General features: G+C 65.3%; 21 protein-coding genes and 1 pseudogene. 13 read left to right on the top strand and 9 right to left on the bottom strand.

Features of this window, described 5'->3' with window-relative positions; all coding sequences use genetic code 11:
- Window positions 1–77: 77 nt before the first annotated feature.
- The 10 genes and pseudogenes from proB to ACVW1C_RS20775 all read left to right on the top strand — a co-directional run bounded on the left by proB (window position 78) and on the right by ACVW1C_RS20775 (window position 9,712).
- Entirely contained in the window at window positions 78–1,220 is a 1,143-nt protein-coding gene (gene proB / locus ACVW1C_RS20820; RefSeq protein WP_456760007.1) for a glutamate 5-kinase, read from the top strand.
- 123 nt (window positions 1,221–1,343) lie between these two features.
- Window positions 1,344–2,636, top strand: a complete 1,293-nt coding sequence (locus ACVW1C_RS20815) for a glutamate-5-semialdehyde dehydrogenase (RefSeq protein ID WP_456760006.1) — start codon at window positions 1,344–1,346, stop codon at window positions 2,634–2,636.
- A gap of 45 nt (window positions 2,637–2,681) precedes the next feature.
- Entirely contained in the window at window positions 2,682–3,305 is a 624-nt protein-coding gene (locus ACVW1C_RS20810; protein ID WP_176534335.1) for a nicotinate-nucleotide adenylyltransferase, read from the top strand.
- A 201-nt stretch (window positions 3,306–3,506) separates the two neighbouring features.
- A complete protein-coding gene (gene rsfS / locus ACVW1C_RS20805; RefSeq protein WP_173640701.1) occupies window positions 3,507–3,875 on the top strand; it encodes a ribosome silencing factor in 369 nt (122 codons plus the stop codon).
- A 50-nt stretch (window positions 3,876–3,925) separates the two neighbouring features.
- Window positions 3,926–4,408, top strand: coding sequence for a 23S rRNA (pseudouridine(1915)-N(3))-methyltransferase RlmH (gene rlmH / locus ACVW1C_RS20800; RefSeq protein WP_456760005.1), 483 nt, complete (start codon window positions 3,926–3,928; stop codon window positions 4,406–4,408).
- 40 nt (window positions 4,409–4,448) lie between these two features.
- Complete coding sequence (locus tag ACVW1C_RS20795; protein WP_456760004.1) at window positions 4,449–5,849, top strand: murein hydrolase activator EnvC family protein; 1,401 nt, start codon at window positions 4,449–4,451, stop codon at window positions 5,847–5,849.
- Window positions 5,846–7,213, top strand: coding sequence for a S41 family peptidase (locus ACVW1C_RS20790; protein WP_456760003.1), 1,368 nt, complete (start codon window positions 5,846–5,848; stop codon window positions 7,211–7,213). The genes ACVW1C_RS20795 and ACVW1C_RS20790 overlap by 4 nt, the downstream gene beginning before the upstream one ends.
- Window positions 7,214–7,363: 150 nt before the next feature.
- Window positions 7,364–8,580, top strand: a pseudogene (locus ACVW1C_RS20785) (divergent polysaccharide deacetylase family protein).
- Window positions 8,581–8,661: 81 nt separating this feature from the next.
- On the top strand, window positions 8,662–9,165 hold the full coding sequence (locus ACVW1C_RS20780) for an RNA pyrophosphohydrolase (RefSeq protein WP_092121642.1): 504 nt from the start codon (window positions 8,662–8,664) through the stop codon (window positions 9,163–9,165).
- Window positions 9,166–9,211: 46 nt separating this feature from the next.
- Window positions 9,212–9,712, top strand: coding sequence for an RNA pyrophosphohydrolase (locus ACVW1C_RS20775; RefSeq protein ID WP_456760002.1), 501 nt, complete (start codon window positions 9,212–9,214; stop codon window positions 9,710–9,712).
- A gap of 34 nt (window positions 9,713–9,746) precedes the next feature.
- Here ACVW1C_RS20775 and ACVW1C_RS20770 read toward each other — a convergent pair whose 3' ends face one another.
- The 6 genes from ACVW1C_RS20770 to ACVW1C_RS20745 form a co-directional block, all read right to left on the bottom strand.
- Complete coding sequence (locus ACVW1C_RS20770; RefSeq protein WP_456760001.1) at window positions 9,747–9,935, bottom strand: hypothetical protein; 189 nt, start codon at window positions 9,933–9,935, stop codon at window positions 9,747–9,749.
- Window positions 9,936–10,096: 161 nt separating this feature from the next.
- The gene (locus tag ACVW1C_RS20765; RefSeq protein WP_456760000.1) at window positions 10,097–10,504 is read right to left on the bottom strand and encodes a F0F1 ATP synthase subunit epsilon; all 408 of its coding nucleotides are present in this window, start codon (window positions 10,502–10,504) and stop codon (window positions 10,097–10,099) included.
- A 93-nt stretch (window positions 10,505–10,597) separates the two neighbouring features.
- Window positions 10,598–12,040: a F0F1 ATP synthase subunit beta gene (gene atpD / locus ACVW1C_RS20760; RefSeq protein ID WP_456759999.1), complete on the bottom strand. Its 1,443-nt coding sequence runs from the start codon at window positions 12,038–12,040 to the stop codon at window positions 10,598–10,600.
- 26 nt (window positions 12,041–12,066) lie between these two features.
- Window positions 12,067–12,945, bottom strand: coding sequence for a F0F1 ATP synthase subunit gamma (locus tag ACVW1C_RS20755; protein ID WP_173639623.1), 879 nt, complete (start codon window positions 12,943–12,945; stop codon window positions 12,067–12,069).
- Window positions 12,946–13,064: 119 nt separating this feature from the next.
- Entirely contained in the window at window positions 13,065–14,594 is a 1,530-nt protein-coding gene (gene atpA, locus ACVW1C_RS20750) for a F0F1 ATP synthase subunit alpha (RefSeq protein WP_456759998.1), read from the bottom strand.
- A complete protein-coding gene (locus tag ACVW1C_RS20745; protein ID WP_456759997.1) occupies window positions 14,594–15,154 on the bottom strand; it encodes a F0F1 ATP synthase subunit delta in 561 nt (186 codons plus the stop codon). Before ACVW1C_RS20745 ends, atpA begins: the two co-directional genes overlap by 1 nt.
- Before the next feature lie 630 nt (window positions 15,155–15,784).
- On the opposite strand from ACVW1C_RS20745, the gene ACVW1C_RS20740 reads away from it, so the two are divergent.
- On the top strand, window positions 15,785–16,273 hold the full coding sequence (locus ACVW1C_RS20740; protein ID WP_456759996.1) for a septal ring lytic transglycosylase RlpA family protein: 489 nt from the start codon (window positions 15,785–15,787) through the stop codon (window positions 16,271–16,273).
- A 102-nt stretch (window positions 16,274–16,375) separates the two neighbouring features.
- Here the strand turns inward: ACVW1C_RS20740 and ACVW1C_RS20735 are convergent, their stop codons facing one another.
- Window positions 16,376–18,586, bottom strand: coding sequence for a primosomal protein N' (locus ACVW1C_RS20735; RefSeq protein ID WP_456759995.1), 2,211 nt, complete (start codon window positions 18,584–18,586; stop codon window positions 16,376–16,378).
- Window positions 18,587–18,747: 161 nt separating this feature from the next.
- On the opposite strand from ACVW1C_RS20735, the gene ACVW1C_RS20730 reads away from it, so the two are divergent.
- Together ACVW1C_RS20730 and ACVW1C_RS20725 are read left to right on the top strand one after the other, a co-directional pair.
- Window positions 18,748–19,698 (top strand): tyrosine recombinase XerC, encoded by a 951-nt coding sequence (locus ACVW1C_RS20730; protein WP_456759994.1) that lies wholly within the window; start codon window positions 18,748–18,750, stop codon window positions 19,696–19,698.
- Between the two features lie 167 nt (window positions 19,699–19,865).
- Window positions 19,866–20,456 carry a DUF4337 domain-containing protein gene (locus tag ACVW1C_RS20725; protein WP_456759993.1) on the top strand — a complete coding sequence of 197 codons (591 nt, stop codon included), beginning with the start codon at window positions 19,866–19,868 and terminating at the stop codon, window positions 20,454–20,456.
- Between the two features lie 143 nt (window positions 20,457–20,599).
- Here the strand turns inward: ACVW1C_RS20725 and ACVW1C_RS20720 are convergent, their stop codons facing one another.
- Together ACVW1C_RS20720 and lpdA are read right to left on the bottom strand one after the other, a co-directional pair.
- Window positions 20,600–21,139, bottom strand: coding sequence for a hypothetical protein (locus ACVW1C_RS20720; RefSeq protein ID WP_456759992.1), 540 nt, complete (start codon window positions 21,137–21,139; stop codon window positions 20,600–20,602).
- Window positions 21,140–21,178: 39 nt separating this feature from the next.
- The gene (lpdA, locus tag ACVW1C_RS20715) at window positions 21,179–22,579 is read right to left on the bottom strand and encodes a dihydrolipoyl dehydrogenase (protein ID WP_456759991.1); all 1,401 of its coding nucleotides are present in this window, start codon (window positions 22,577–22,579) and stop codon (window positions 21,179–21,181) included.
- Window positions 22,580–22,641 lie beyond the last annotated feature (62 nt).

Here is a 22,641-nt window from a genome sequence, read left to right as displayed (position 1 = left end):
CATCGATCTCTCAGGCCACCCCACTTCCAAGCCCATCGTGGCGCCTCTTGCTTCCACCTTCCTGCCAGACCGAACCCATGAAACGCCCCGCGCTCAAGAACTTTCGCCGCATCGTCGTCAAGGTCGGCTCATCGCTATTGGTCGACTCGCAGGCCGGCGAAGTCCGCGCGTCCTGGCTCGCCGCGCTGGTCGACGATATCGCAAAGCTGCACAAGGGCGGCCGCGAGATCATGGTGGTGTCGTCGGGCTCGATCGCGCTCGGCCGCAGCCGCCTAAAGCTGCCGCGCGGCCCGCTGAAGCTCGAAGAGAGCCAGGCCGCCGCGGCAGTCGGCCAGATCGCGCTGGCGCGAATCTGGTCGGAGGTGCTCGGCCATCACGGCATCGGTGCCGGGCAGATCCTCGTGACGCTGCAGGACACCGAGGAGCGCCGCCGCTATCTCAATGCGCGCTCGACCATCGCCAAGCTGCTGGAATGGCGCGCGGTGCCCGTCATCAACGAGAACGACACGGTCGCGACCACCGAGATCCGCTACGGCGACAATGATCGCCTCGCCGCCCGCGTCGCCACCATGGCGAGCGCGGACCTGTTGATCCTGCTGTCCGATATCGACGGCCTCTACACCGCGCCGCCCGCGCTCGATCCCGACGCGAAGCTGATCCCGGTGGTCGAAAGCATCACCTCGGAGATCGAGGGGATGGCCGGCTCGGCCGGCTCCGAACTGTCGCGCGGCGGCATGACCACCAAGATCGAGGCGGCGAAGATCGCGACCACCGCCGGCACCCATATGCTGATCGCCTCCGGCAAGATCGAGCATCCCTTGCAGGCGATCGCCGACGGCGGCCGCTGCACCTGGTTCCTGACCCCGGCCAATCCCGTTACCGCGCGAAAGCGCTGGATCGCAGGCTCGCTCGAGCCGAAGGGCACGCTGACCATCGATGCCGGTGCGGTGGCGGCGCTGCGCGCCGGCAAGAGCCTGCTGCCAGCCGGCGTGATCCGGGTCGACGGCCAGTTCGCCCGCGGCGATGCCGTGGTGGTGCGCGGCCCCGACACCCATGAGATCGGCCGCGGCCTCGTCGCCTACGACGCCGAGAATGCCGAGAAGATCAAGGGCCGCTCCTCGCCCGACGTGATGGCCATCCTGGGCATCAGCGGCCGGTCGGAGATGATCCACCGCGACGACCTCGTGATCGGCCCGGCCGGCGCGATCCCGGCCAAGTAGGCCATCGGGTAGGCCATTGGCCGAGCGAGGCAGCCTGCCGCCCACCTGCCATGCCGGTTCCGCGCCTCGCCACCCCTCAATTGCCATGCTAGAACATGGCCTTAATCCAAAGCCGGAAATTCCATGAGCGCCCCCCTGAAGGCGATCGACGGCAACGCCGATCTCGCCGCCCTGATGACCGACCTCGCCGCCAAGGCGCGCGCCGCCGCGCGCGTGCTGGCGCTGGCGCCGCCGGAGCAGAAGAACCAGGCGCTCGCCGCGATCGAGCGCGCGATCCGCGCCAACGCGCCGGCCATCCTCGCCGCCAATGCCGAGGATGTCGCCGAGGCGCGGGCTGCCGGCATGACCTCTGCCTTCGTCGACCGCCTGACGCTGACGCAGGCGCGCGTCGCCGGCATGGCCGATGGCGTGGCCACCGTGCGCGAGATCATTGATCCGGTCGGCGCCGTCACCGAAAGCTGGCAGCGCCCGAACGGCATGACCATCGAGCGTGTCCGCGTGCCGCTCGGCGTGATCGGCGTGATCTTCGAAAGCCGCCCCAACGTCGCCGCCGACGCCGGCGTGCTGTGCCTGAAATCCGGCAACGCCGTGATCCTGCGCGGTGGCTCCGACAGCTTCCGATCCTGCCGCGCGATCCATGATTGTCTGGTGCAGGGCCTGCGTGAAGCCGGCCTGCCTGAGGCCGCGATCACCTTGGTGCCGACCCGTGACCGCGCGGCCGTCGGCCTGATGCTGACGGGATTGAACGGCGGCATCGACGTGATCGTGCCGCGCGGCGGCAAGAGCCTGGTCGCGCGCGTCGAGGCGGAGGCGCGCGTTCCGGTGTTCGCGCATCTGGAGGGCGTCAACCACATCTATGTCGATGCCAGCGCCAGGCTCGATATGGCCAAGGCGGTCGTGCTGAACGCCAAGATGCGCCGTCCCGGCGTCTGCGGCGCCGTCGAAACCCTCCTGATCGATCGCAACGCTGCCGCGACGAAGCTGAAACCGCTGGTCGAGATGTTGATCGATGCCGGTTGCGAGGTGCGCGGCGACGACATCGTGCAAGGCGCCGATGCCAGGGTGAAGCCCGCATCCGACGAGGACTGGGACACCGAATATGAGGACGCGATCATCTCGGCGAAGATCGTCGGCAGTCTCGATGAAGCGATTGCGCATATTCAAGATCACGGCTCGCATCACACCGATGCGATCGTGACGGAGGATGCCGCTGCCGCGCAGAGATTTCTCAACGAGGTCGATTCGGCGATCGTGCTGCACAACGCCTCGACCCAATTCGCCGATGGCGGCGAGTTCGGCTTCGGCGCCGAGATCGGAATTGCCACCGGCAAATTCCACGCCCGCGGGCCGGTCGGCGCCGAGCAGCTGACGAGCTTCAAGTACCGCGTCCACGGCACCGGGCAGACCCGGCCGTGATCATTGTCGCACGCGCACGGTAGACCCTTGCAACAAGCTTCCACCGTGCCGTTATCCCCAGCCCAGGCGCTTCCGTTCTATACCAACGGCATGCGCATCGGGCTGCTCGGCGGCTCGTTCAATCCGCCGCACGCCGCGCATCGCGCCATCAGCCAGTTCGCGCTCAAGCGTTTGCAGCTCGACCGCGTATGGTGGCTGCTGACGCCGGGCAATCCGCTGAAGAACCATGACGGCCTGCATGCGCTCAACGAGCGCGCCGCGGCCGCGCGTCGCGTTGCCGACGATCCGCGTATCGACATCAGCTGTCTCGAAGCTGTCATCGGTGTCCGCTACACTGTCGACACGATCATCCATTTGCGCCGCCGTGTCTCCGGCGTGCACTTCGTCTGGATCATGGGCGCTGACAATCTCGCGCAATTCCATCGCTGGAAAGATTGGCGGCGCATCGCGTCCGACGTGCCGATTGCCGTGATCGACCGTCCGCCCCAGAGTTTCCGCGCCCTGGCCGCACCGGCGGCGCAGGCGCTCATGCGCTATCGTTTGCCCGAAAATCAGGCGACACGGCTGGCCGACCAACAGGCGCCGGCATGGGTGTTCCTGACAGGAATGAAATCCAATCTGTCTTCGACCGGACTGCGGAACCCGGACGGGAGCTGGAGAACGGCGTGAGGCGCAAAAGGGTTACTGGAATATTGAAACCATTAACCCCACATGCGTAATATGGCGCGTGGGGCCGAGGATTCGGCGCCCGCGATACAGTGAAAGGAATGGTCCCTGGCCACATCTGTATTGTCCAAGTCTGTTTTACCCAAGGTTCCCAAGACTTCAGGTCCCAAGACTGCGCGTAAAACATCGACGAAAACCGCGGCCTTGCAGGCGCAACCGGATGCCGACAAGCCGGATGCCAACAAGACGCTGAGCCTGATCCTCTCTCGCCTCGACGACATGAAGGCGGAAGAGACGGTCACCATCGACCTTCGCGGCAAATCCGCATATTCCGACTACATGATCGTCACCACCGGCCGGGTTAACCGGCACGTTGGCGCGATCGCGGAAAATGTGACGAAGAGCCTCAAGGAAAACGGGGTCAAGAACATCCACGTCGAGGGCTTGCCCAATTGCGACTGGGTGCTGATCGATTCCGGCGAGGTGATCGTGCACGTGTTCAGGCCTGAGGTGCGTGAGTTCTACAACCTCGAGCGGTTGTGGACTCAGAACCCGGCGGTCGCGGCGGTCTAAGGCGTATCGAAGCCGATGCGAATCGGCTGCAGCGCATATAGTTTGCGCTGATGCGCCTTGTCGTGATCTGCATCGGCCGCCTGAAACAGGGCCCTGAACGGGAGCTCGCCGAGCGTTACCGCGAGCGCTTCGAGGATATCGGCCGCAAGCTCGGCTTTCGCGGCCTCGACATCCATGAGATTGCGGAGAGCCGCGCGCGCGACACGCCCGCGCGCATCGCCGAGGAGGCCGCGGCGATCGCGGCGCTGCTGCCGGAAAAGCACATGCTGGTCGCGCTCGACGAACGCGGCAAGAGCATCGACAGCGCAAGCTTTGCGCAGCAGCTCGGCCGCTGGCGCGACGAGGGGGCAGCACATACTGTCTTCTTGATTGGCGGCGCGGACGGACTTTCGCCTGAATTGCAGCGCAAGGCTTCGTTGCGTATTGCATTCGGCTCCGCGACCTGGCCGCACCAAATGGTCCGCGTCATGCTTCTGGAACAGATTTATCGGGCCGCAACCATTTTGGCCGGCCACCCCTACCATCGCGCCTGAGGCGCGGTGACGGACAGTCGAAAGCGCCGAACGCACGCGAATGCAGCACAAGCGGGACACAGCTTCGGATTCGCATCTCGGCACCGCCCGCCGCCGCTGGTTGCCGGCATCCCTGCCTCTGTCGATCGCCATGCTCGCCGCGTATCCGCTGGCCGCGGCGCATGCGCAGGCGACACCACCCGCGCAACAGTCCGCCCCGCCGGCACAGCAGGCCGCAACAGCGGAGACATCGCCCGACGCCATCAAGCAGCGCGAGCAGGAGCTCGAGGCCGCGCGCGAACAGCAGCGCAAGGCCACCGAGTTGCAGGAGAAGCTGAAGGCCGACATCGCCGCGATCGGCCAGGACCGCAGCAAGCTCAATCAGCAGCTGATCGACATTGCCGGCCAGGTGCGCGGCGTCGAGACGCGGATCGCCGACGCCGAGGCGCGCCTGCAGCCGCTCGACGGCCGCGAGCGCGACATCCGCGGCTCGCTCGATTCACGCCGCTCCGAAGTGATCGAGGTGCTGGCCGCGTTGCAGCGCGCCGGACGGCGCACGCCGCCAGCGCTGCTGGTGCGGCCCGAGGACGCGCTGCAATCGCTGCGCACCGCGATGCTGCTCGGCGCGGTGGTGCCGGAATTGCGCGTCCGCGCCGAAAAGCTTGCGGCCGATCTCGGCGAACTGGTGGCGCTGCGCAAGACCATCTCGACCGAACGCGATGCGCTGGCGGCCGACCGCGACAAACTCAGGGAAGACCAGACCCGCCTGGCGGCGCTGGTCGACGAACGGCAGCGCCAGCAAAGCGCGGCCGAAAAGGACTTGGAGGCCGAGGGCGCCCGCGCCATCGCGCTGTCGAAGCAGGCCGCCGATCTGCAGAGCCTGATCGCCAAGATGGAGCAGGATCTCAAGAGCGCAGCCAAGGCCGCCGCCACGGCCAGCCTCCAGGGGGCCCCGGCGACCGTGAACGGCAAGCCCAATCTGGGGGCGCTCAAGGACCCGGCCCGCATGAGCCCGGCGGTCGCCTTCGCCTCGGCCAAAGGCCTGTTCTCCTATCCCGTGAATGGCACCAAGATTCGCGAATTTGGCGGTTCCGACGGCGCGGGGGGCGTACAAAAGGGCATTTCCTTGGTCGCCAAACCGGGCGCGCAGGTCACAACCCCGTGTGACGGCTGGGTTGTTTACGCTGGTCCTTTCCGCAGCTATGGACAACTCTTGATCCTCAATGCCGGGGGCGGGTATCATGTCCTGATCGCCGGGATGGAGCGTATTTCGGTAAACATCGGCCAGTTTGTGCTAACGGGGGAGCCGGTTGCGACCATGGGGTCGACGTCCCAGGTTGCATCCATTCTCGCGACCAATGCGAGCCAGCCAGTGCTCTATGTCGAGTTCCGGAAAGACGGCACTCCAATCGATCCAGGTCCATGGTGGGCCGCAAATGAAGGCGAAAAGGTTCGCGGATGATGCGCAAGACTTCGGTAATTCTCCTTAGCGCCGCCACCGGCGCGGCCCTGACGCTTTTCGTCACGCAGCCCCGCGCTGTGCTGATGGGATCGAGCGCGCGCGCCGCGACGTCGGACACCTACCGCCAGCTCAATCTGTTCGGCGACGTGTTCGAACGGGTGCGCAGCGACTATGTTGAGAAGCCGGACGACAGCAAGCTCGTCGAGTCCGCGATCTCGGGCATGCTGTCCGGTCTCGATCCGCACTCGAGCTACATGGACGCCAAGAGCTTCCGCGACATGCAGGTGCAGACCCGCGGCGAGTTCGGCGGTCTCGGCATCGAGGTCACGATGGAAGACGGCCTGATCAAGGTCGTCTCGCCGATCGACGACACCCCGGCCTCGAAGGCCGGCATCATGGCCAACGACATCATCACCAATCTCGACGACGAAGCGGTGCAGGGCCTGACGCTGAACCAGGCCGTCGAGAAGATGCGCGGTCCGGTCAATACCAAGATCAAGCTCAAGATCATCCGCAAGGGCCAGGACAATCCGATCGACGTCACGCTGGTGCGCGACAACATCCGTGTCCGCTCGGTACGGGCGCGCGTCGAGGCCGACGACATCGCCTATATCCGCATCACCACCTTCAACGAGCAGACCACCGAAGGCCTGAAGAAGGAGGTCGCCAACCTGCAGAGCCAGATCGGCGACAAGCTGAAGGGCTACATCATCGATCTCAGAAACAACCCCGGCGGCCTTCTTGAAGAAGCGGTCACGGTGTCCGACGCCTTCTTGGAGCGCGGCGAGATCGTCTCGACCCGCGGACGCAATGCCGAGGAAACCCAGCGCCGCGCCGCGCATCCCGGCGACCTGACCAAGGGCAAGCCGGTCATCGTGCTGATTAATGGCGGCTCGGCATCGGCCTCCGAAATCGTCGCCGGCGCGCTGCAGGACCACAAGCGTGCGACGCTGGTCGGCACCCGCTCGTTCGGCAAGGGTTCGGTGCAGACCATCATCCCGCTCGGCTCGGGCAACGGCGCACTGCGCCTGACCACCGCGCGCTACTACACGCCATCGGGCAAGTCGATCCAGGCCAAGGGCATCGTGCCCGACATCGAGGTGCTGCAGGACGTGCCGGAAGAGCTGAAGGCGCGCACCGACACCAAGGGCGAGGCCTCGCTGCGCGGCCATCTGAAGAACGACGGCGACGAGAAGACCGGCTCGCAGTCCTACGTCCCGCCGGACGCCAAGGACGACAAGGCGCTGAAGATGGCAGACGACCTGCTGCACGGCATCAAGTCGACCTCGAGCGCGACGCCGGCACCGGCAGCGCCCGGCGACAAGGCCGCGGTCGACAAGCCCGGCAACAAGGCCGCGAACTGATCCCATCCAATGGTTTAGGCGAAAAGGGCGGCCCTCGGGCCGCCCGTTCTGCTTTCGCCGTCCACCGCCAGCCGTGCTTTGACGGGGAGGCTGGCGCGCGGGAATGCACCGCATCGTGCTATCGTTCGCGCTGTTGATTCGGGGAGGGTCATGGCAGAAGCGGCCGACGAACTGAGCACGCCGCTTGGGCAGAACACCGTGGGCAGGACGCGCCGTGTCCGCTTGCCATTCACGGCGATGCAGGCGTTAGCCGTGCTGCTAGGCCTCGTGCTGGTCGGCTTCGCCGGCGTCGCGCTGTTCAACGACAATCCGCTCGGCGGCGAACCGATTGCCCGCATCACGCTCCGTAATCCCCCGCCCGCAGCCGCCGACGATAAACACGCCCCGGCCGAACCCGTGGTCAAATCCGCCACCAAGGCGCCGGCCGCAGCCGGCGATGCCAAGAACGACGCCAGGACCGTCACCATCATCGACGGCTCCAGCGGCAAGCGCCAGGACGTGGTGATCGGTGCCGGCGATCCGGCCGAAAAGACGACGGATGGCGACGCGCCGCCGCTCGCGATGACCGGGATCGACCCGCGCCTGCTGGAAAAATCGCGCTACGGCATGATCCCACTGCGGTCGCCGACGGCCTGAAGCCGTTCACGGTCTATGCGGCCGAAGCCGACCGCGCCAAGGCGGCCCGGATGCCCGTGGTCGCCATCGTGGTCGCCGGCCTCGGGGTCGGCGCCGCCAAGACCACCGACGCCATCATGAAGCTGCCGCCGGCCGTGACGCTGGCCTTCACGCCCTACGGCGCCGATCCCGGCAAGCTCGCGGAACGCGCCCGGACGCAGCGCCACGAGATCCTGCTGCAGATCCCGATGGAGCCGTTCGACTATCCCGACAACGATCCGGGCCCGCAGACCCTGCTGACCACATTGAGCAGCGAGCAGAATCTCGACCGTCTCTATTGGCACCTCAGCCGCCTGCAGGGATATGCCGGGATCGCCAATTTCATGGGAGCCCGGTTCGTCGCGACCGATCCCGTGATGCAGCCCATCGTGCGCGAGGCGGCCAAGCGCGGCCTGAGCTTTTTCGACGACGGTTCCACCCCGCGCAGCGTCGCGCAGAGCCTCTCGACCGGCCAATCGTTGCCGTTCGCCAAGGCCGATTTCGCCATCGACGCGGTGCCGACATCGGCGGAAATCGACCGCGCGCTGGTCAAGCTGGAAACGATCGCCAAGGAACGCGGCACGGCCGTGGGCGTCGCCTCGGCGCTGCCGGTCTCGATCGAGCGGCTCGGTGCCTGGCTCAAGACACTGGACTCCAAGGGTATCATGCTTGTGCCATTGACAACGGCGATGCTGAAATCAAAATCGGGCTAGAGATCAATCTGTTGGTGCAACCTAAGACCTTGCCGGGGGGCCGGGTCGGCGGCGCCAGGAACTGTGCGAGGTAGCGGCGGCATGGCACGTTATGAAGACCTGCCCTATCGAACCTGCGTCGGCATCATGCTGCTGAATACGGCGGGACTGGTCTTCATCGGACGCCGCGCCGGCGGCATCGAGCATGTCGACGACGCGCATGTCTGGCAGATGCCGCAAGGCGGCGTCGATCCCGGCGAGGATACGTTTCAGGCCGCACGGCGCGAGCTCTATGAAGAGACCAGCGTCAAGTCGGTGGAGAAGCTCGGCGAGGTCTCGGACTGGCTGATCTACGATATCCCGCGCACGGTCGCAGGGCGCGCCTGGAAGGGTCGCTACCGCGGCCAGCGGCAAAAGTGGTTCGCATTGCGCTTCACCGGCGACGAGAACGAGATCAACGTCGCCCACCCCGGCGGCGGCCACAAGGCCGAGTTCATCACCTGGCGCTGGGAGCCGATGAAGAATCTGCCGGAGCTGATTGTGCCGTTCAAGCGTCCGGTCTATGAGCGCGTCGTGAAGGAATTCGCCGGTCTGGCGGCCAAATAGACGGCCATATGATCGGCCAGACAAACGCGCGGCGGCACCGGTCGAGATGTCATCAGATAAGCCCTATCGCCCCAATGTGGGCATCGCGCTGTTCAACGGCGACGGACGCGTGCTGATCGGCCATCGGATCAAGGACGACGGCCCGGAGATCGTGCTGCCCGGCCTCGAATGGCAGATGCCGCAAGGCGGCATCGACGCTGGCGAGGACCCGCGCGAGGCCGTGATGCGTGAATTGTGGGAAGAGACCGGGGCGGTCAACGCCGACTATCTCGGCGAGACCGACTGGATGACCTACGAATTCCCGGCCTATGACGGGCCGGCATCGCATCGGCTGGCCAAATTCCGCGGCCAGCGGCAGAAATGGTTTGCGCTGCGCTTCACCGGGCGCGACGAGGATATCGATCCATTGACGCCGCGCAACGGCCAGCCCGCCGAGTTCGATCAATGGCGCTGGGAGCGTCTCGATCGCGTCGCCGATCTGGTGGTGCCGTTCCGCCGCGAGGTCTATCGGGCGGTCGCGATCCGGTTCGCGGAATTCGCCGGCTGATCCTGCGGCGGAAGGCGCCGTGCATCACCCGGCGTCATGCCGGCTCAAACAGCGCATGCAATTGCCGGAGTGAAGTGCCGAGCTCGGTGGCGACCGCGGCCGGCGTGAGCGAGGCGCGATGCAGATCGCACAGCGGGATTTCTTGCGCGGCATGAAAGTAGCCGGCGCGCAGCGCGGCACGCCGTCCCGGCGTCCCGACCGCAACGCGCAGTCCTGCCGTCACACACGCTTCCGGGCGCAACAACAATCCACCGCCCGCCGGCGTACGGCGAGCGTTGAATGCTTCAAGTCTTGACAGACGATGACTGGAAAAGTGTGAGCGATTTCACAAAGGGAGCCGGCTCACTCGACGATATGGCGCGATCGCTGGTCGGCAATCGCGCCTTAGTGCATAGCGGTCGCGTTGAGCTCGTGCTGGATGCTCTTGAAGTGATCGAGCCGCTCGATCTCGTGGTCGAGCTCGGAGCCTTCCTTCTCGGAGAGCTTCTCCTGCATCTCGTTGATCGTCTCGGCGAACTTCGCGCGATCGAGATCAGCAAGCGTGGTCGCGACGTCGGCGAGCACGGTGAGGCCCTTGTCCGACACCTCGGCAAGGCCGCCGAGCACGATCACCTTCTCGCGCTTGCCCGCGGTCGTGATCGTCAGGATACCCGGACGAATCGTGGCGACGACCGGCGCGTGTCCGGCGAGCACACCGAAATCACCCTCCACACCGGGGACGTCAACCTGATCGACCTCGCCGGAGAAGGCGAGCTTTTCGGGAGAGACGAGATCGAAGTGGAAGGTGGCCATGGGAACCTGCGAATAGTGAGTGGCGAATAGCTGATGGCGATGCAGGGAGTAGGCGATTGACTATTCGCTACTCCCTATTCGCCATTCGCTTGCTTAGGCCGCTTCGGCGGCGAGCTTCTTGCCCTTCTCGATGGCTTCCTCGATGGTGCCGACCATGTAGAACGCCGCTTCCGGCAGATGGTCGTACTTGCCCTGGCAGAGATCGCGGAAGCCCTTGATGGTGTCGGCGAGGTCGACGAACTTGCCCGGCGAGCCGGTGAAGACTTCGGCGACGTGGAACGGCTGCGACAGGAAGCGCTCGACCTTGCGGGCGCGGGCGACCGTCAGCTTGTCCTCTTCCGACAGCTCGTCCATGCCGAGAATGGCGATGATGTCCTGCAGCGACTTGTAGCGCTGGAGGATCTGCTGGACCATACGCGCGGTGTTGTAGTGCTCTTCACCGACGACCAGCGCCGACAGCATGCGCGAGGTCGAGTCGAGCGGGTCCACCGCCGGATAGATGCCCTTTTCCGAGATCGCGCGCGACAGCACCGTGGTGGCGTCCAAATGCGCGAACGAGGTCGCGGGCGCCGGGTCGGTCAAGTCGTCGGCCGGCACGTAGATCGCCTGCACCGAGGTGATGGAGCCCTTCTGGGTGGTGGTGATGCGCTCCTGCAGCGCGCCCATGTCGGTCGCGAGCGTCGGCTGATAACCCACCGCCGAAGGAATACGGCCGAGGAGCGCCGACACTTCCGAACCCGCCTGGGTGAAGCGGAAGATGTTGTCGACGAAGAACAGCACGTCCTGGCCCTGGTCGCGGAAGTGCTCGGCGACCGTCAGACCGGTCAGACCGACGCGGGCGCGGGCGCCCGGCGGTTCGTTCATCTGGCCGAACACCAGCGCGCACTTCGACTTCACGCTCGGATCCGGATTGTGCGGATCGGCGTTGACCTTCGATTCGATGAACTCGTGATAGAGGTCGTTGCCTTCACGGGTCCGCTCGCCGACGCCGGCGAACACGGAGTAACCACCGTGCGCCTTCGCGACGTTGTTGATCAGTTCCTGGATCAGCACGGTCTTGCCGACGCCGGCGCCGCCGAACAGGCCGATCTTGCCGCCCTTGGCGTACGGAGCAAGAAGATCGACGACCTTGATGCCGGTGACGAGAATTTCCGCTTCGGTCGACTGGTCGGTGTAGCTCGGCGCTTCCTGGTGGATGGCGCGCAGGCCTTCGGACTTGATCGGACCGGCTTCGTCGATCGGCTCGCCGATGACGTTGATGATGCGGCCGAGCGTGCCTTCGCCGACCGGCACCCGGATCGGCTCACCGGTGTCGGTGACTTCCTGGCCGCGCACCAGACCTTCGGTGATATCCATCGCGATGGTGCGGACGGTCGATTCACCGAGATGCTGCGCGACTTCGAGCACCAGGCGGTTGCCGCCGTTCTTGGTCTCGAGCGCATTCAGAATCGCCGGAAGGTGGCCTTCGAACTGCACGTCGACCACGGCGCCCGTGACCTGGGTAACGCGACCGATCTGATTGGCTGCTGTAGCCATGGACTATTCTCCTTCGAAAATCTGCCTTAGACCGCCTCAGCGCCGGAGATGATCTCGATCAGCTCCTTCGTGATCTGGGCCTGACGGGTTCGGTTGTAAATCAGGGTTTGCTTACGGATCATCTCGCCGGCGTTGCGCGTCGCGCTGTCCATCGCGCTCATCTGCGCGCCGTAGAACGAGGCGTTGTTCTCCAGCAGCGCACGGAAGACCTGCACCGCAAGGTTGCGCGGCAGCAGGCTGCCGAGAATCTGGTCCTCTTCCGGCTCGTATTCGTACGAGGTCGCGGGAGCCGCGCTGGCGGCCGGTGCAGCCACCTCGAGCGGGATGATCTGCTGCGCGGTCGGGATCTGCGCGATCACCGACTGGAAGCGCGAATAGAACAGCGTGCAGACATCGAATTCGCCGGCCTCGAACCGTGCCAGCACCTTGTTGGCGATGTCCTCGGCGTTGACGAAGCCGATCTGCCGCACCGAACGCAGGTCGAGGTGCTCGACAATCCGCTTCTCGAACGTCCGCCGCAGCTGCTCGTAGCCCTTGCGGCCGACGCAGAAGAATTTGACTTCCTTGCCTTGCGCGAGCAGCGCGTTCGCCCGCTCGCGCGCGAGGCGCACGATGGCGGAGTTGAAAGCGCCGGACAGGCCGCGCTCGCCGGTGCAGACCAGAAGCAGGTGCACCTGGTCGTTGCCGGTGCCCGCCAGCAGCGCCGGCGCGCCGGGCGAGCCGTTGGCCGCGGCGGCGATGTTGGAAATCACCGCATCCATCTTGGTGGCATAGGGCCGCGCCGCCTCGGCGGCGTTCTGCGCGCGGCGCAGCTTCGAGGCTGCGACCATCTGCATGGCCTTGGTGATCTTCTGCGTCGCCTTGGTCGAGGCGATGCGGACCCGCATGTCTTTCAGTGACGCCATTCTTCGTCCACCCCGGCAATCCGACCGCAACGGTCAGATCGCAAGCCTCTCTGTTCCTATCGCCCGGCCGACGGCCAGGCGATGCCCCTGTGCGAAGGTCTTCCTACGCAAACGTCTTCTTACGCAAACGTCTTGGCGAAGCCCTCGACCACCGTCTTGAGCTTGGCTGCGGTGTCGTCGGACAGATCGCGACTGGTGCGGATCGCGTCGAGGATCTCGACGTTCTTGCCGCGCAGCAGCGACAGCAGGCCGTCCTCGAACGCCTTCACCTTGTTGAGCGGCAGCGGATCGAGGTAGCCGTTGGTGCCGGCCCAGATCACGCAAACCTGCTCTTCCATCTTCAGCGGCGAGAACTGCGGCTGCTTCAGTAGCTCGGTCAGGCGGGAGCCGCGGTTGAGCAGGCGCTGGGTCGAGGCGTCGAGGTCCGAGCCGAACTGCGCGAACGCCGCCATTTCGCGGTACTGCGCGAGCTCACCCTTGATCTTGCCGGCGACCTTCTTGGTTGCCTTGGTCTGCGCCGACGAACCGACGCGCGACACCGACAGACCGACGTTCACCGCCGGGCGGATGCCCTGGAAGAACAGGTCGGTTTCCAGGAAGATCTGGCCGTCGGTGATCGAGATCACGTTGGTCGGAATGTAGGCCGACACGTCGTTGGCCTGGGTTTCGATGACCGGCAGCGCCGTCAGCGAGCCCAAGCCATGCTCCTTGTTGAGCTTGGCGGCGCGCTCGAGCAGGCGGGAATGCAGGTAGAACACGTCGCCCGGATAGGCTTCGCGACCCGGCGGGCGACGCAGCAGCAGCGACATTTGGCGGTAGGCGACGGCCTGCTTGGACAGATCGTCATAGATGATCACGGCGTGCATGCCGTTGTCGCGGAAGTACTCGCCCATGGTGCAGGCGGTGAACGGCGCAATGTACTGCATCGGGGCCGGATCGGACGCGGTGGCCGCGACGATGATCGAGTATTCCAGCGCGCCCTGCTCTTCCAGCACCTTGACGAACTGCGCGACGGTGGAGCGCTTCTGGCCGATCGCGACGTAGACGCAATACAGCTTGAGGTTCTCGTCCGGCTGGGCGTTCAGCGGCTTCTGGTTCAGGATGGTGTCGAGCGCGATCGCGGTCTTGCCGGTCTGACGGTCGCCGATGATCAGCTCGCGCTGGCCGCGGCCGATCGGAATCAGCGCATCGATCGCCTTCAGGCCGGTGGCCATCGGCTCGTTCACCGACTTGCGCGGAATGATGCCGGGCGCCTTGACGTCGACGCGCTTGCGTTCGGTGGCCTGGATCGGGCCCTTGCCGTCGATCGGGTTGCCGAGCGCGTCGACGACGCGGCCGAGCAGGCCCTTGCCGATCGGCGCGTCCACGATCGCGCGGGTGCGCTTGACGGTCTGGCCTTCCTTGATCTCGCGGTCGGCGCCGAAAATCACGACACCGACGTTATCGGTTTCGAGGTTGAGCGCCATGCCGCGCGTGCCGTTCTCGAACTCGACCATTTCACCGGCCTGGACGTTGTCGAGACCGTAGACGCGAGCGATACCGTCACCGACCGACAGCACCTGGCCAACTTCGGTGACTTCGGCTTCCTGGCCGAAATTCTTGATCTGGTCCTTGAGGATCGCAGAAATTTCTGCGGCGCGGATGTCCATCAGCCTGCCTCTTTCATCGCGTTCTTGATCGAATTGAGTTTGGTGCGAAGCGAACTATCCACCATGCGGCTGCCGAGCTTGACCACCAGGCCACCGATAATGGAGGGATCGACCTTCACGTTGAGCGCGACGTCCTTGCCCGTCACTGATTTCAGTGCGGCCTTCAGCCCGTCGAGATTCTTGTCACTGAGTAGCTCGGCGACGGTGACTTCCGCAGTCGCCTCGCCCTTGAACTTCGCCACCAGCGCGCGATAGGCGCGGATCACATCGGCCACGACGAACAGCCGGCGATTGGCGGTGAGCACCTTGAGGAATTTCGCCGACGTGCCGGCGATGCCGGCCTTGTCGAGCACCGCCGTCAGCGCCTTCAGCTGGGCGTCCGCGGCAAACACCGGGCTGCGGACGAGGCGCTTGAGATCGGCGCTGTCGTTGAGCATGGCTTCGAACTTGTCGAGATCGGCCCTGACTTGATCGACGGATTGCTCGTCGCGCGCCAACTCGAACAGGGCCGTTGCGTAACGACCGGACACTCCCGAAACGGACGGATCTTCAGCAGCCACGAGCTCGCTCTTTTTTGCTGTCAAATTCGCAAGGGAAAAACCGTCGCCACCAAAGCAGCGCCTAGCGATCCAAGCCCTTGGAATTCAAGCGGGACTTCGATTTTCGACCGGCACAGGACGTGCCGGGATCGTTAAAATCGCGGCTTTGCTAACATAGCAATCGCGCAGGTGCAACATGACGGCATCGTGCGAGCCGCCTTGTCGCATGCGGTTTTTGGCGACCGCAGCCGGCGCTCCAATCAGAAAAATTCGGCGCGCGGAAATTCAGCGCGCAGCTCCCGAGCCACGTCATCGCGTATTTGTTCCATCGAAAATTGCATGGGCCTATGGCCGAGCGCGCAAGGAACCCGAAACGCACAGCCGTTTCATTTGGCGATTACTTACTGAAAACTTACCGCTAGCCTACTAATCAGTATTCGCGAGTATATTCTTGGTTAAAAATTCGTTAAAGGCCAAGATTACGGAACCTCGATTGAATACCCCAACGCGGTAACAAGATATTTCAGCCCGAGACAATTGGGAATTACTGCCCAATTCGTGCCTCATTGCGAAACCAAACGGCTTTGGTCAACGAAGGGACGGGGGTTCCACTTGCCGTGTTAGCGGCAATACTGTCTGAGGGTCTTATCAATGCTGAATATCAAGAAGCCGGCGGGCAATGTCACCCGCTCGCGTACGGCGCTTGCTTTTGTAGCCGCAACTATCCTGGTCGGGGGCAGCGTGACCGAGGCGTCCGCGAAGTCCAGGCACCACCATCATCGCCATCATCATCACCAGGCCCGCGCCGAAGGTTCGTCCTGGCGCGATGCCAATGCATCGATCCAGCCCTCCGGCGGCCACACGTTCTCTGGGATGGCCTCGTTCTACGGCAATGAGTCGGGCAGCCGCACCGCTTCCGGCCAGCGCTTCAACCAGAACGCCATGACTGCGGCCCACCGCTCGCTGCCGTTCGGCACCAAGCTCCGTGTCACCCATGGCGGCCGCAGCGTCGTCGTCACCGTGAACGATCGTGGCCCGTTCGTCCGCGGCCGCGTGCTCGACCTCTCGACCGGCGCAGCCCGCGCCATCGGCCTGACCGGCGCCGGCGTCGGCCGCGTCACCGCCGAGGTCGTCTCGTAAGCGCTTCAGTAAGCGTTGCGTTGCGTAACGGCCGCGAGGCCTGCTTCGCGCCAAAAGGCCTGCCGTCGCGAATGACGGCAGGCTTTTTCTTTGCCGGCTCGCCTACAGGAAGCTCTGCGGATCGACGTCGACCTCGAGCTTCAGATTGCCCTTGGTCTTCGGACCGGCCTCGAGCCATTCGCGCAGATATTGTGACAGGTCGACATTGCGCAGCGACTTCACCAGCAGGCGGAAGCGGTAGCGGCCCTTGATGACGGCAAGCGGGGCCTCGGCGGGGCCGAGCACCTGGATCCGCTCGTCGAGCGGCGCCATCGCGGCGAGCTTGCGGGCAAAGCCTTCCGCCGTCGGGCGATCGCCGGCGGAGACGATCAGGCTCGCCAGCCGGCCGAACGGCGGATAGCCGGTGCGCTCGCGGATATCGATCTCGCTGGCGTAGAACGCCTCGCGGTCGTTCGCGATCAGGGCCTTGATGACCGGATGTTCCGGCTGGTGGGTCTGCAGATAGCCGATGCCACGGCCCTGCTCGCGGCCGGCACGGCCGACCACCTGGTTCAGCAACTGGAACGTCCGCTCGGCGGCGCGCGGATCGCCGTTGCTGAGGCCGAGATCGGCATCGATGACCCCGACCAGATTGAGCCGCGGGAAGTTGTGCCCCTTGGCCACCAACTGGGTGCCGATGATGATGTCGACGCGGCCCTCGGCGATCTCGTTGAGCTCGCTGCGCATGGTCTCGATCGAGGTGATGAGATCGCTCGACAGCACCATGGTGCGGGCCTCGGGGAAAATGTGAGCGGCCTCCTCCTGCAGGCGCTCGACGCCGGGACCGACGGCGGCCAGCGATTCCTCGGCCGCACAATGCGGGCAGATGTTCGGACGCGGCATCGAGAAGCCGCAGTGATGGCAGACCAGCCGCTGCCGGAAGCGATGATCGACCAGCCATGCGTCGCAGATCGTGCAGGCGAAGCGGTGGCCGCAGGCGCGGCAGAGCGTCAGCGGCGCGTAGCCGCGACGATTGAGGAACAGCAGCGCCTGCTCGCGGCGCTCGATCGCATGGCGAATCTGCTCGGCCAGAACCGGCGAGATGAAGCGCCCGCGCGGCGGCGGCGCGCGGCGCATGTCGATCGCCTCGATGTGCGGCATGTGCTGGCCGCCGAACCGCGACGGCAGCGCCACGCGCTGGTAGCGCCCCTTGCGCGCATTGACCTCGCTCTCGACCGAGGGCGTCGCCGACGCCAGCACGATCGGGATCCTGGCGATATGGGCGCGGACCACCGCCATGTCGCGCGCGTGATAATGCGCGCCCTCGTCCTGTTTGTAGGCCTGGTCGTGCTCCTCATCGACGATGATGAGACCGAGATCGGCGTAAGGCAGGAACAGCGCGGAGCGGGCGCCGACCACGACCGGCGCCTTGCCCTCGGAGATCGCCGCCCAGTTTCGCGCCCGCGTGCGCGGCGTGAGCTCCGAATGCCATTCCAGCGGTCGCACGCCGAAGCGCTGCGCGAAACGGTCGAGGAACTGGCCGGTCAGCGCGATTTCCGGCATCAGGATCAGGGTCTGCTTGCCGCGGCGGATATTCTCCGCGATCGCCTCGAAATAGACCTCGGTCTTGCCGGAACCGGTGACGCCGTCGAGCAGTGCGACGTGAAAGCTGCCGCTCGCCGCCAGCGTCCGCATCACATCGACCGCGCTGCGCTGCTCGCGCGAGAAATCCGGCTGCGCATAGGAGGGATCGGGAATGGGTGGCGGTGCGGGCGGCGGCATCGCCTCGACCGTCAGCGTGCCCTCGTCGACCAGGCCGTCGACCACGCCCGAGCTGACGCCGGCCTCCCGCGCCGCCTCGGACTTGCCGTGCAGCAAGCCATCCGACAGCACCTCGATCAGCCTCCGGCGCGCCGGTGTCAGGCGCCGTGGCGGCTCGCCCACGAGGCGCACCCCGAGCCGCGTCCGCTCCGGCCCAAGGTTGTCGCCCATCCGCAGCGTCATCCGCAGCACCATGCCGCGCGCCGACAGAGTGTAAGTGGAGACCCAGTCGACGAGCTGGCGCAGCTCGGCCCTGAGCGGCGGAACATCGAGCTTCTCGCTGACGTCCTTGAGCCGGTTGTGCAGCCGCGGATCCGGCTTGGCATTCTCGGCCCACACCACCGCGACGACCTCGCGCGGCCCAAGCGGAACACAGATCACATCGCCGGGCGCAAGCTCCATGCCGCGCGGCACGCGGTAGGAATAGGTCTGGTTCAGCGCGACAGGCACCAGCACGTCGACGACGCGGGTCGTCGATGCGGAGGCTGGGCTGGGGCGCGTGGTGTGGTCCATTGAATCAGAGCTTTGAGCCGGGCTAGCACCGCTGCGCGGTCTTAGCGAACGGTAAACGAAGGCAGTGCGATATAATCAGGAGATTAGCAGCGCCAATAGCCCTTAAGGACGTGCCCGCTCAAGACATGCCCGCTCAAGACATGGCCCGGACCGATCAGCCCATGCAACCGCTTGAGTTCGACTGCGCCGACGTGTCGGTCACGCAGGAGATGACGCGCTGGCTGTCGCATCTGCGCGCCGAGCGGCGGCTGTCGCCGAAGACGCTCGAGGCCTACGCCCGCGATGTGCGTCAATGCCTGACCTTCCTGGCCGGGCACTGGGGCGCGCGCGTGACGCTTGCGGCATTTTCCGCGCTCGAGGCCAGCGATGTCCGCGCCTTCATGGCGATGCGCCGCACTGAGGAGATCGGCGGGCGATCGCTGATGCGGGCGCTGGCCGGCCTGCGCTCGTTCGGACGTTTCCTGGAGCGCGAAGGCAAGGGCAAGGTCGGTGCGCTCTCGGCGATCCGCGCCCCCAAGGTGGCGAAGAGCCTGCCGAAGCCGATCCATATGGAAGCGGCGAAGCGCTTTGCCGATGCCGACGAGCGCGCCGGCGAAACCCGCGAGACCTGGATCCTGGTGCGTGACGCCGCCGTGATGGCGCTGCTCTATGGCTCCGGTCTGCGCATCTCCGAGGCGCTGGGGCTGAAGCGGCGCGACGTGCCGCAGCCGGGCGAAGGCGACGTGCTGGTCGTCACCGGCAAGGGCAACAAGACCCGCATGGTCCCGGTGCTGCACAACGTGCTGCAATTGATCGCGGACTATGCGGCGATCTGTCCGCATCAGCTCAGCCCGACCGGGCCGATGTTCGTCGGTGCGCGCGGTGGACCCTTAAGCCCGCGCATCATCCAGCTCACCATGGAGCGGCTGCGCGGCGCGCTCGGCCTGCCCGACAGCGCAACGCCGCATGCGTTGCGGCACTCCTTCGCCACCCATCTGCTCAGCCGCGGCGGCGATTTGCGCGCGATCCAGGAATTGCTCGGCCACGCATCGCTGTCGACCACGCAGATCTACACCGGCATCGACAGCGAGCGCCTGCTCGAAGTCTATCGCTCCGCGCACCCACGCGGCTGAGCGCCCGAGTCCAAGTTCAAAATGAGGCGCGGGCTCAGGCCCCGCACCGATGCGCCGTTCATCTTGCACCGTTCATATTCATTCATACGGCTGCCACAAATCGCTCGGCCCTTGCCTTGTGCGCCGCATTCAGCAATCGTGGCGCGGTCTCATCCGGAGGGGGAATCATGAGCGCGCATGAAAGTATGGAGCACGCGGAGCATGCCGAGCATGCGTCGGCCGAGAACAGGAAGATCGCCCTCCTGATCGCCGTGATCGCGCTCTGCCTGGCGCTGTCGGAAACGCTCGGCAAGGGCGCCCAGACCGAATCGATCAGCAAGAACGTCGAGGCCTCCAACCTCTGGGCCTTCTTCCAGGCCAAGAGCATCCGCCGCACCGCGGTGCAGACCGCAGCCGAACAGGGCAAGCTCAACCTCGCGACCACCACCGACGAGGCGGCCAAGGCCGCGCTGCAGAAGCAGATCGACGACTGGCAGAAGACCGCGGCACGCTACCGCTCGGAGCCGGAGACCGGCGAGGGATCAGAGCAACTCTCCGAACGCGCCAAGCACGCCGAGCATCAGCGCGACGAGGCCACCGCGAAATATCATCACTTCGAGCTTGCCTCCGCCGCCTTCCAGATCGCCATCGTGCTGGCGTCCGCGACCATCATCACCGGCATCGCCGCGCTGGCCTGGGTGTCAGGCCTGGTGACGCTCGCCGGCGTCGCGATGACCTTGCTCGGCCTGTTCCAGCCGCATCTGCTGCCCTTGCATTGAGCTGAAAGGCTCCGCCTTCCCTCCGTCATCCTGAGGAGCGCGCATTGCGCGCGTCTCGAAGGATGAACGGCCTGGCTGGTGGCCGTCGATCCTTCGAGGCTCGCTCCGCTCGCGCCTCAGGATGACGGGGAAAGGGTCGTTGCCTAGAGCACCTTGCTGGTCTGGTGGACGCTTTTGCGGAAGCGCGCGATCAGGCGCAGCGTGCGCGCGGTCCAGCCGTCACCATCGCCACTGATCATCTCGAGGATGCGCCGCTTGACCGGCTCGACCAGCGCGGTGGCCTTGGCGCGCAGGGCCATCACGTAATTATAGAGCGCCTCGAACCAGGGCATCTCCAGCAGTTTCGATCGCGTCACGTCGAACAGGAAAGCGGTGACGCCGACGCCGACGATCTTGGCGAACAGGATCAGCGAGACCGCGCTGAACCAGTATTGGTTCGCCAACAGCCAGATTCCGACCAGCTTGAGGGGAAACAGCGGGATCAGCGGCACGACGAAGACGATCAGCGTCATCGCCGGCGACAGTGAATCGACCCGGTCGGCAAGCCATTGCTTGAACGCGGGCAGCGGGATCCACGCCACCACCCGGGCCACGATCGGCTCGACGTGATCCCATAGCCAGGCCTCGATCAGGAAGATGATCGCAAGCAGGACCCAGAACGGCTGAAGCAGGCGGCGCAACATCACTACGATCTCTACCCGGCACGCGACCGGGATGTTCGATCACATATGGATGGCGCGCTTGCCCACCGCAAGCGCGGCTTCCTTGATCGCTTCGGAGCGGGTCGGATGTGCGTGACAGGTGCGCGCCAGATCCTCGGCCGAACCGCCGAATTCCATCAGGACGCAGGCCTCGTGGATCATTTCGCCGGCTTCCCGGCCGACGATGTGCACGCCGAGCACACGATCCGTCTTCGCATCTGCGAGAACCTTCACGAAGCCGTCGGTGGTCTGATTGACCTTGGAGCGGCCGTTCGCGGTGAACGGGAATTTGCCGACGGTATAAGCGACGCCGGCCTGCTTGAGATCTTCCTCGGTCTTGCCGACCGACGACACTTCCGGCGTGGTATACACCACACCTGGAATGACGTCGTAGTTCACATGGCCGGCCTGGCCCGCGATGATCTCCGCGCAGGCAACGCCCTCGTCTTCCGCCTTGTGCGCCAGCATCGGCCCGGCCACGACGTCGCCGATCGCGTAGATGCCCTTCACATTGGTCGAGAAGTGCGCGTCGATCTCGACGCGGCCACGATTGTCGAGCGCAACGCCGGCTTCCTTCAGCCCGAGGCCTTCGGTGTAGGGCACGCGGCCGATGCACACGAGCACGACGTCGGCTTGGATGGTTTCCGCGGCGCCGCCCGCGGCTGGCTCGACCTTGACCTGAAGCGTCTTGCCCGAGGTGTCGACCGCGGTGACCTTGGCGCCGAGCTTGAAGGCAAAACCCTGCTTTTCCAGGATGCGCTGGAATTGCTTCGCCACTTCGCCGTCCATGCCGGGCAGGATGCGGTCGAGGAATTCCACGACGGTGACCTTGGCACCGAGACGATGCCAGACCGAGCCGAGCTCGAGCCCGATCACGCCGGCGCCGACGATCAGCAGGCTTGACGGCACCTTCTCCAGAGATAGCGCGCCGGTCGACGACACGATGCGCTTCTCGTCGATGTCGATGCCCTTCAACCGCGCGATGTCGGAGCCGGTGGCGATCACGATGTTCTTGGTCTCGACGGTCTCGGACTTGCCGTCGCCGGAGACCTCGACCTTGCCGGCCCTGATGATCTTGCCGGTGCCCTTGAGGACGTCGATCTTGTTCTTCTTCATCAGGAACTCGACGCCCTTGACGTTGCCGTCGATGCCCTGCTGCTTGAAGTCCATCATCGCGGGCAGATCGAGCTTCGGCGCGGAGACGCTGACGCCCATCTTGGCGAAGGAGTGCGCGGCTTCCTCGAACATCTCGGAGGCGTGCAGCAGCGCCTTCGACGGCATGCAGCCGACATTGAGACAGGTGCCGCCCAGCGTCGCGTTCTTCTCGACGACGGCAACCTTCATGCCGAGTTGCGCCGCGCGGATCGCGCAGACGTAACCGCCGGGGCCAGTGCCGATGACGACGAGATCGTAAGAAGCCATGATAGAGGTCCTGTAGCTAAACTCTGTGACAGTTGGGCGGGCGCGGTCCGATCGGAAGGCCG

The organism is Bradyrhizobium sp. USDA 4011 (genome assembly GCF_054063415.1).
The sequence above is the reverse complement of the archived record's forward strand: the minus strand, read 5'-3'. Positions and strand labels throughout refer to the sequence as shown.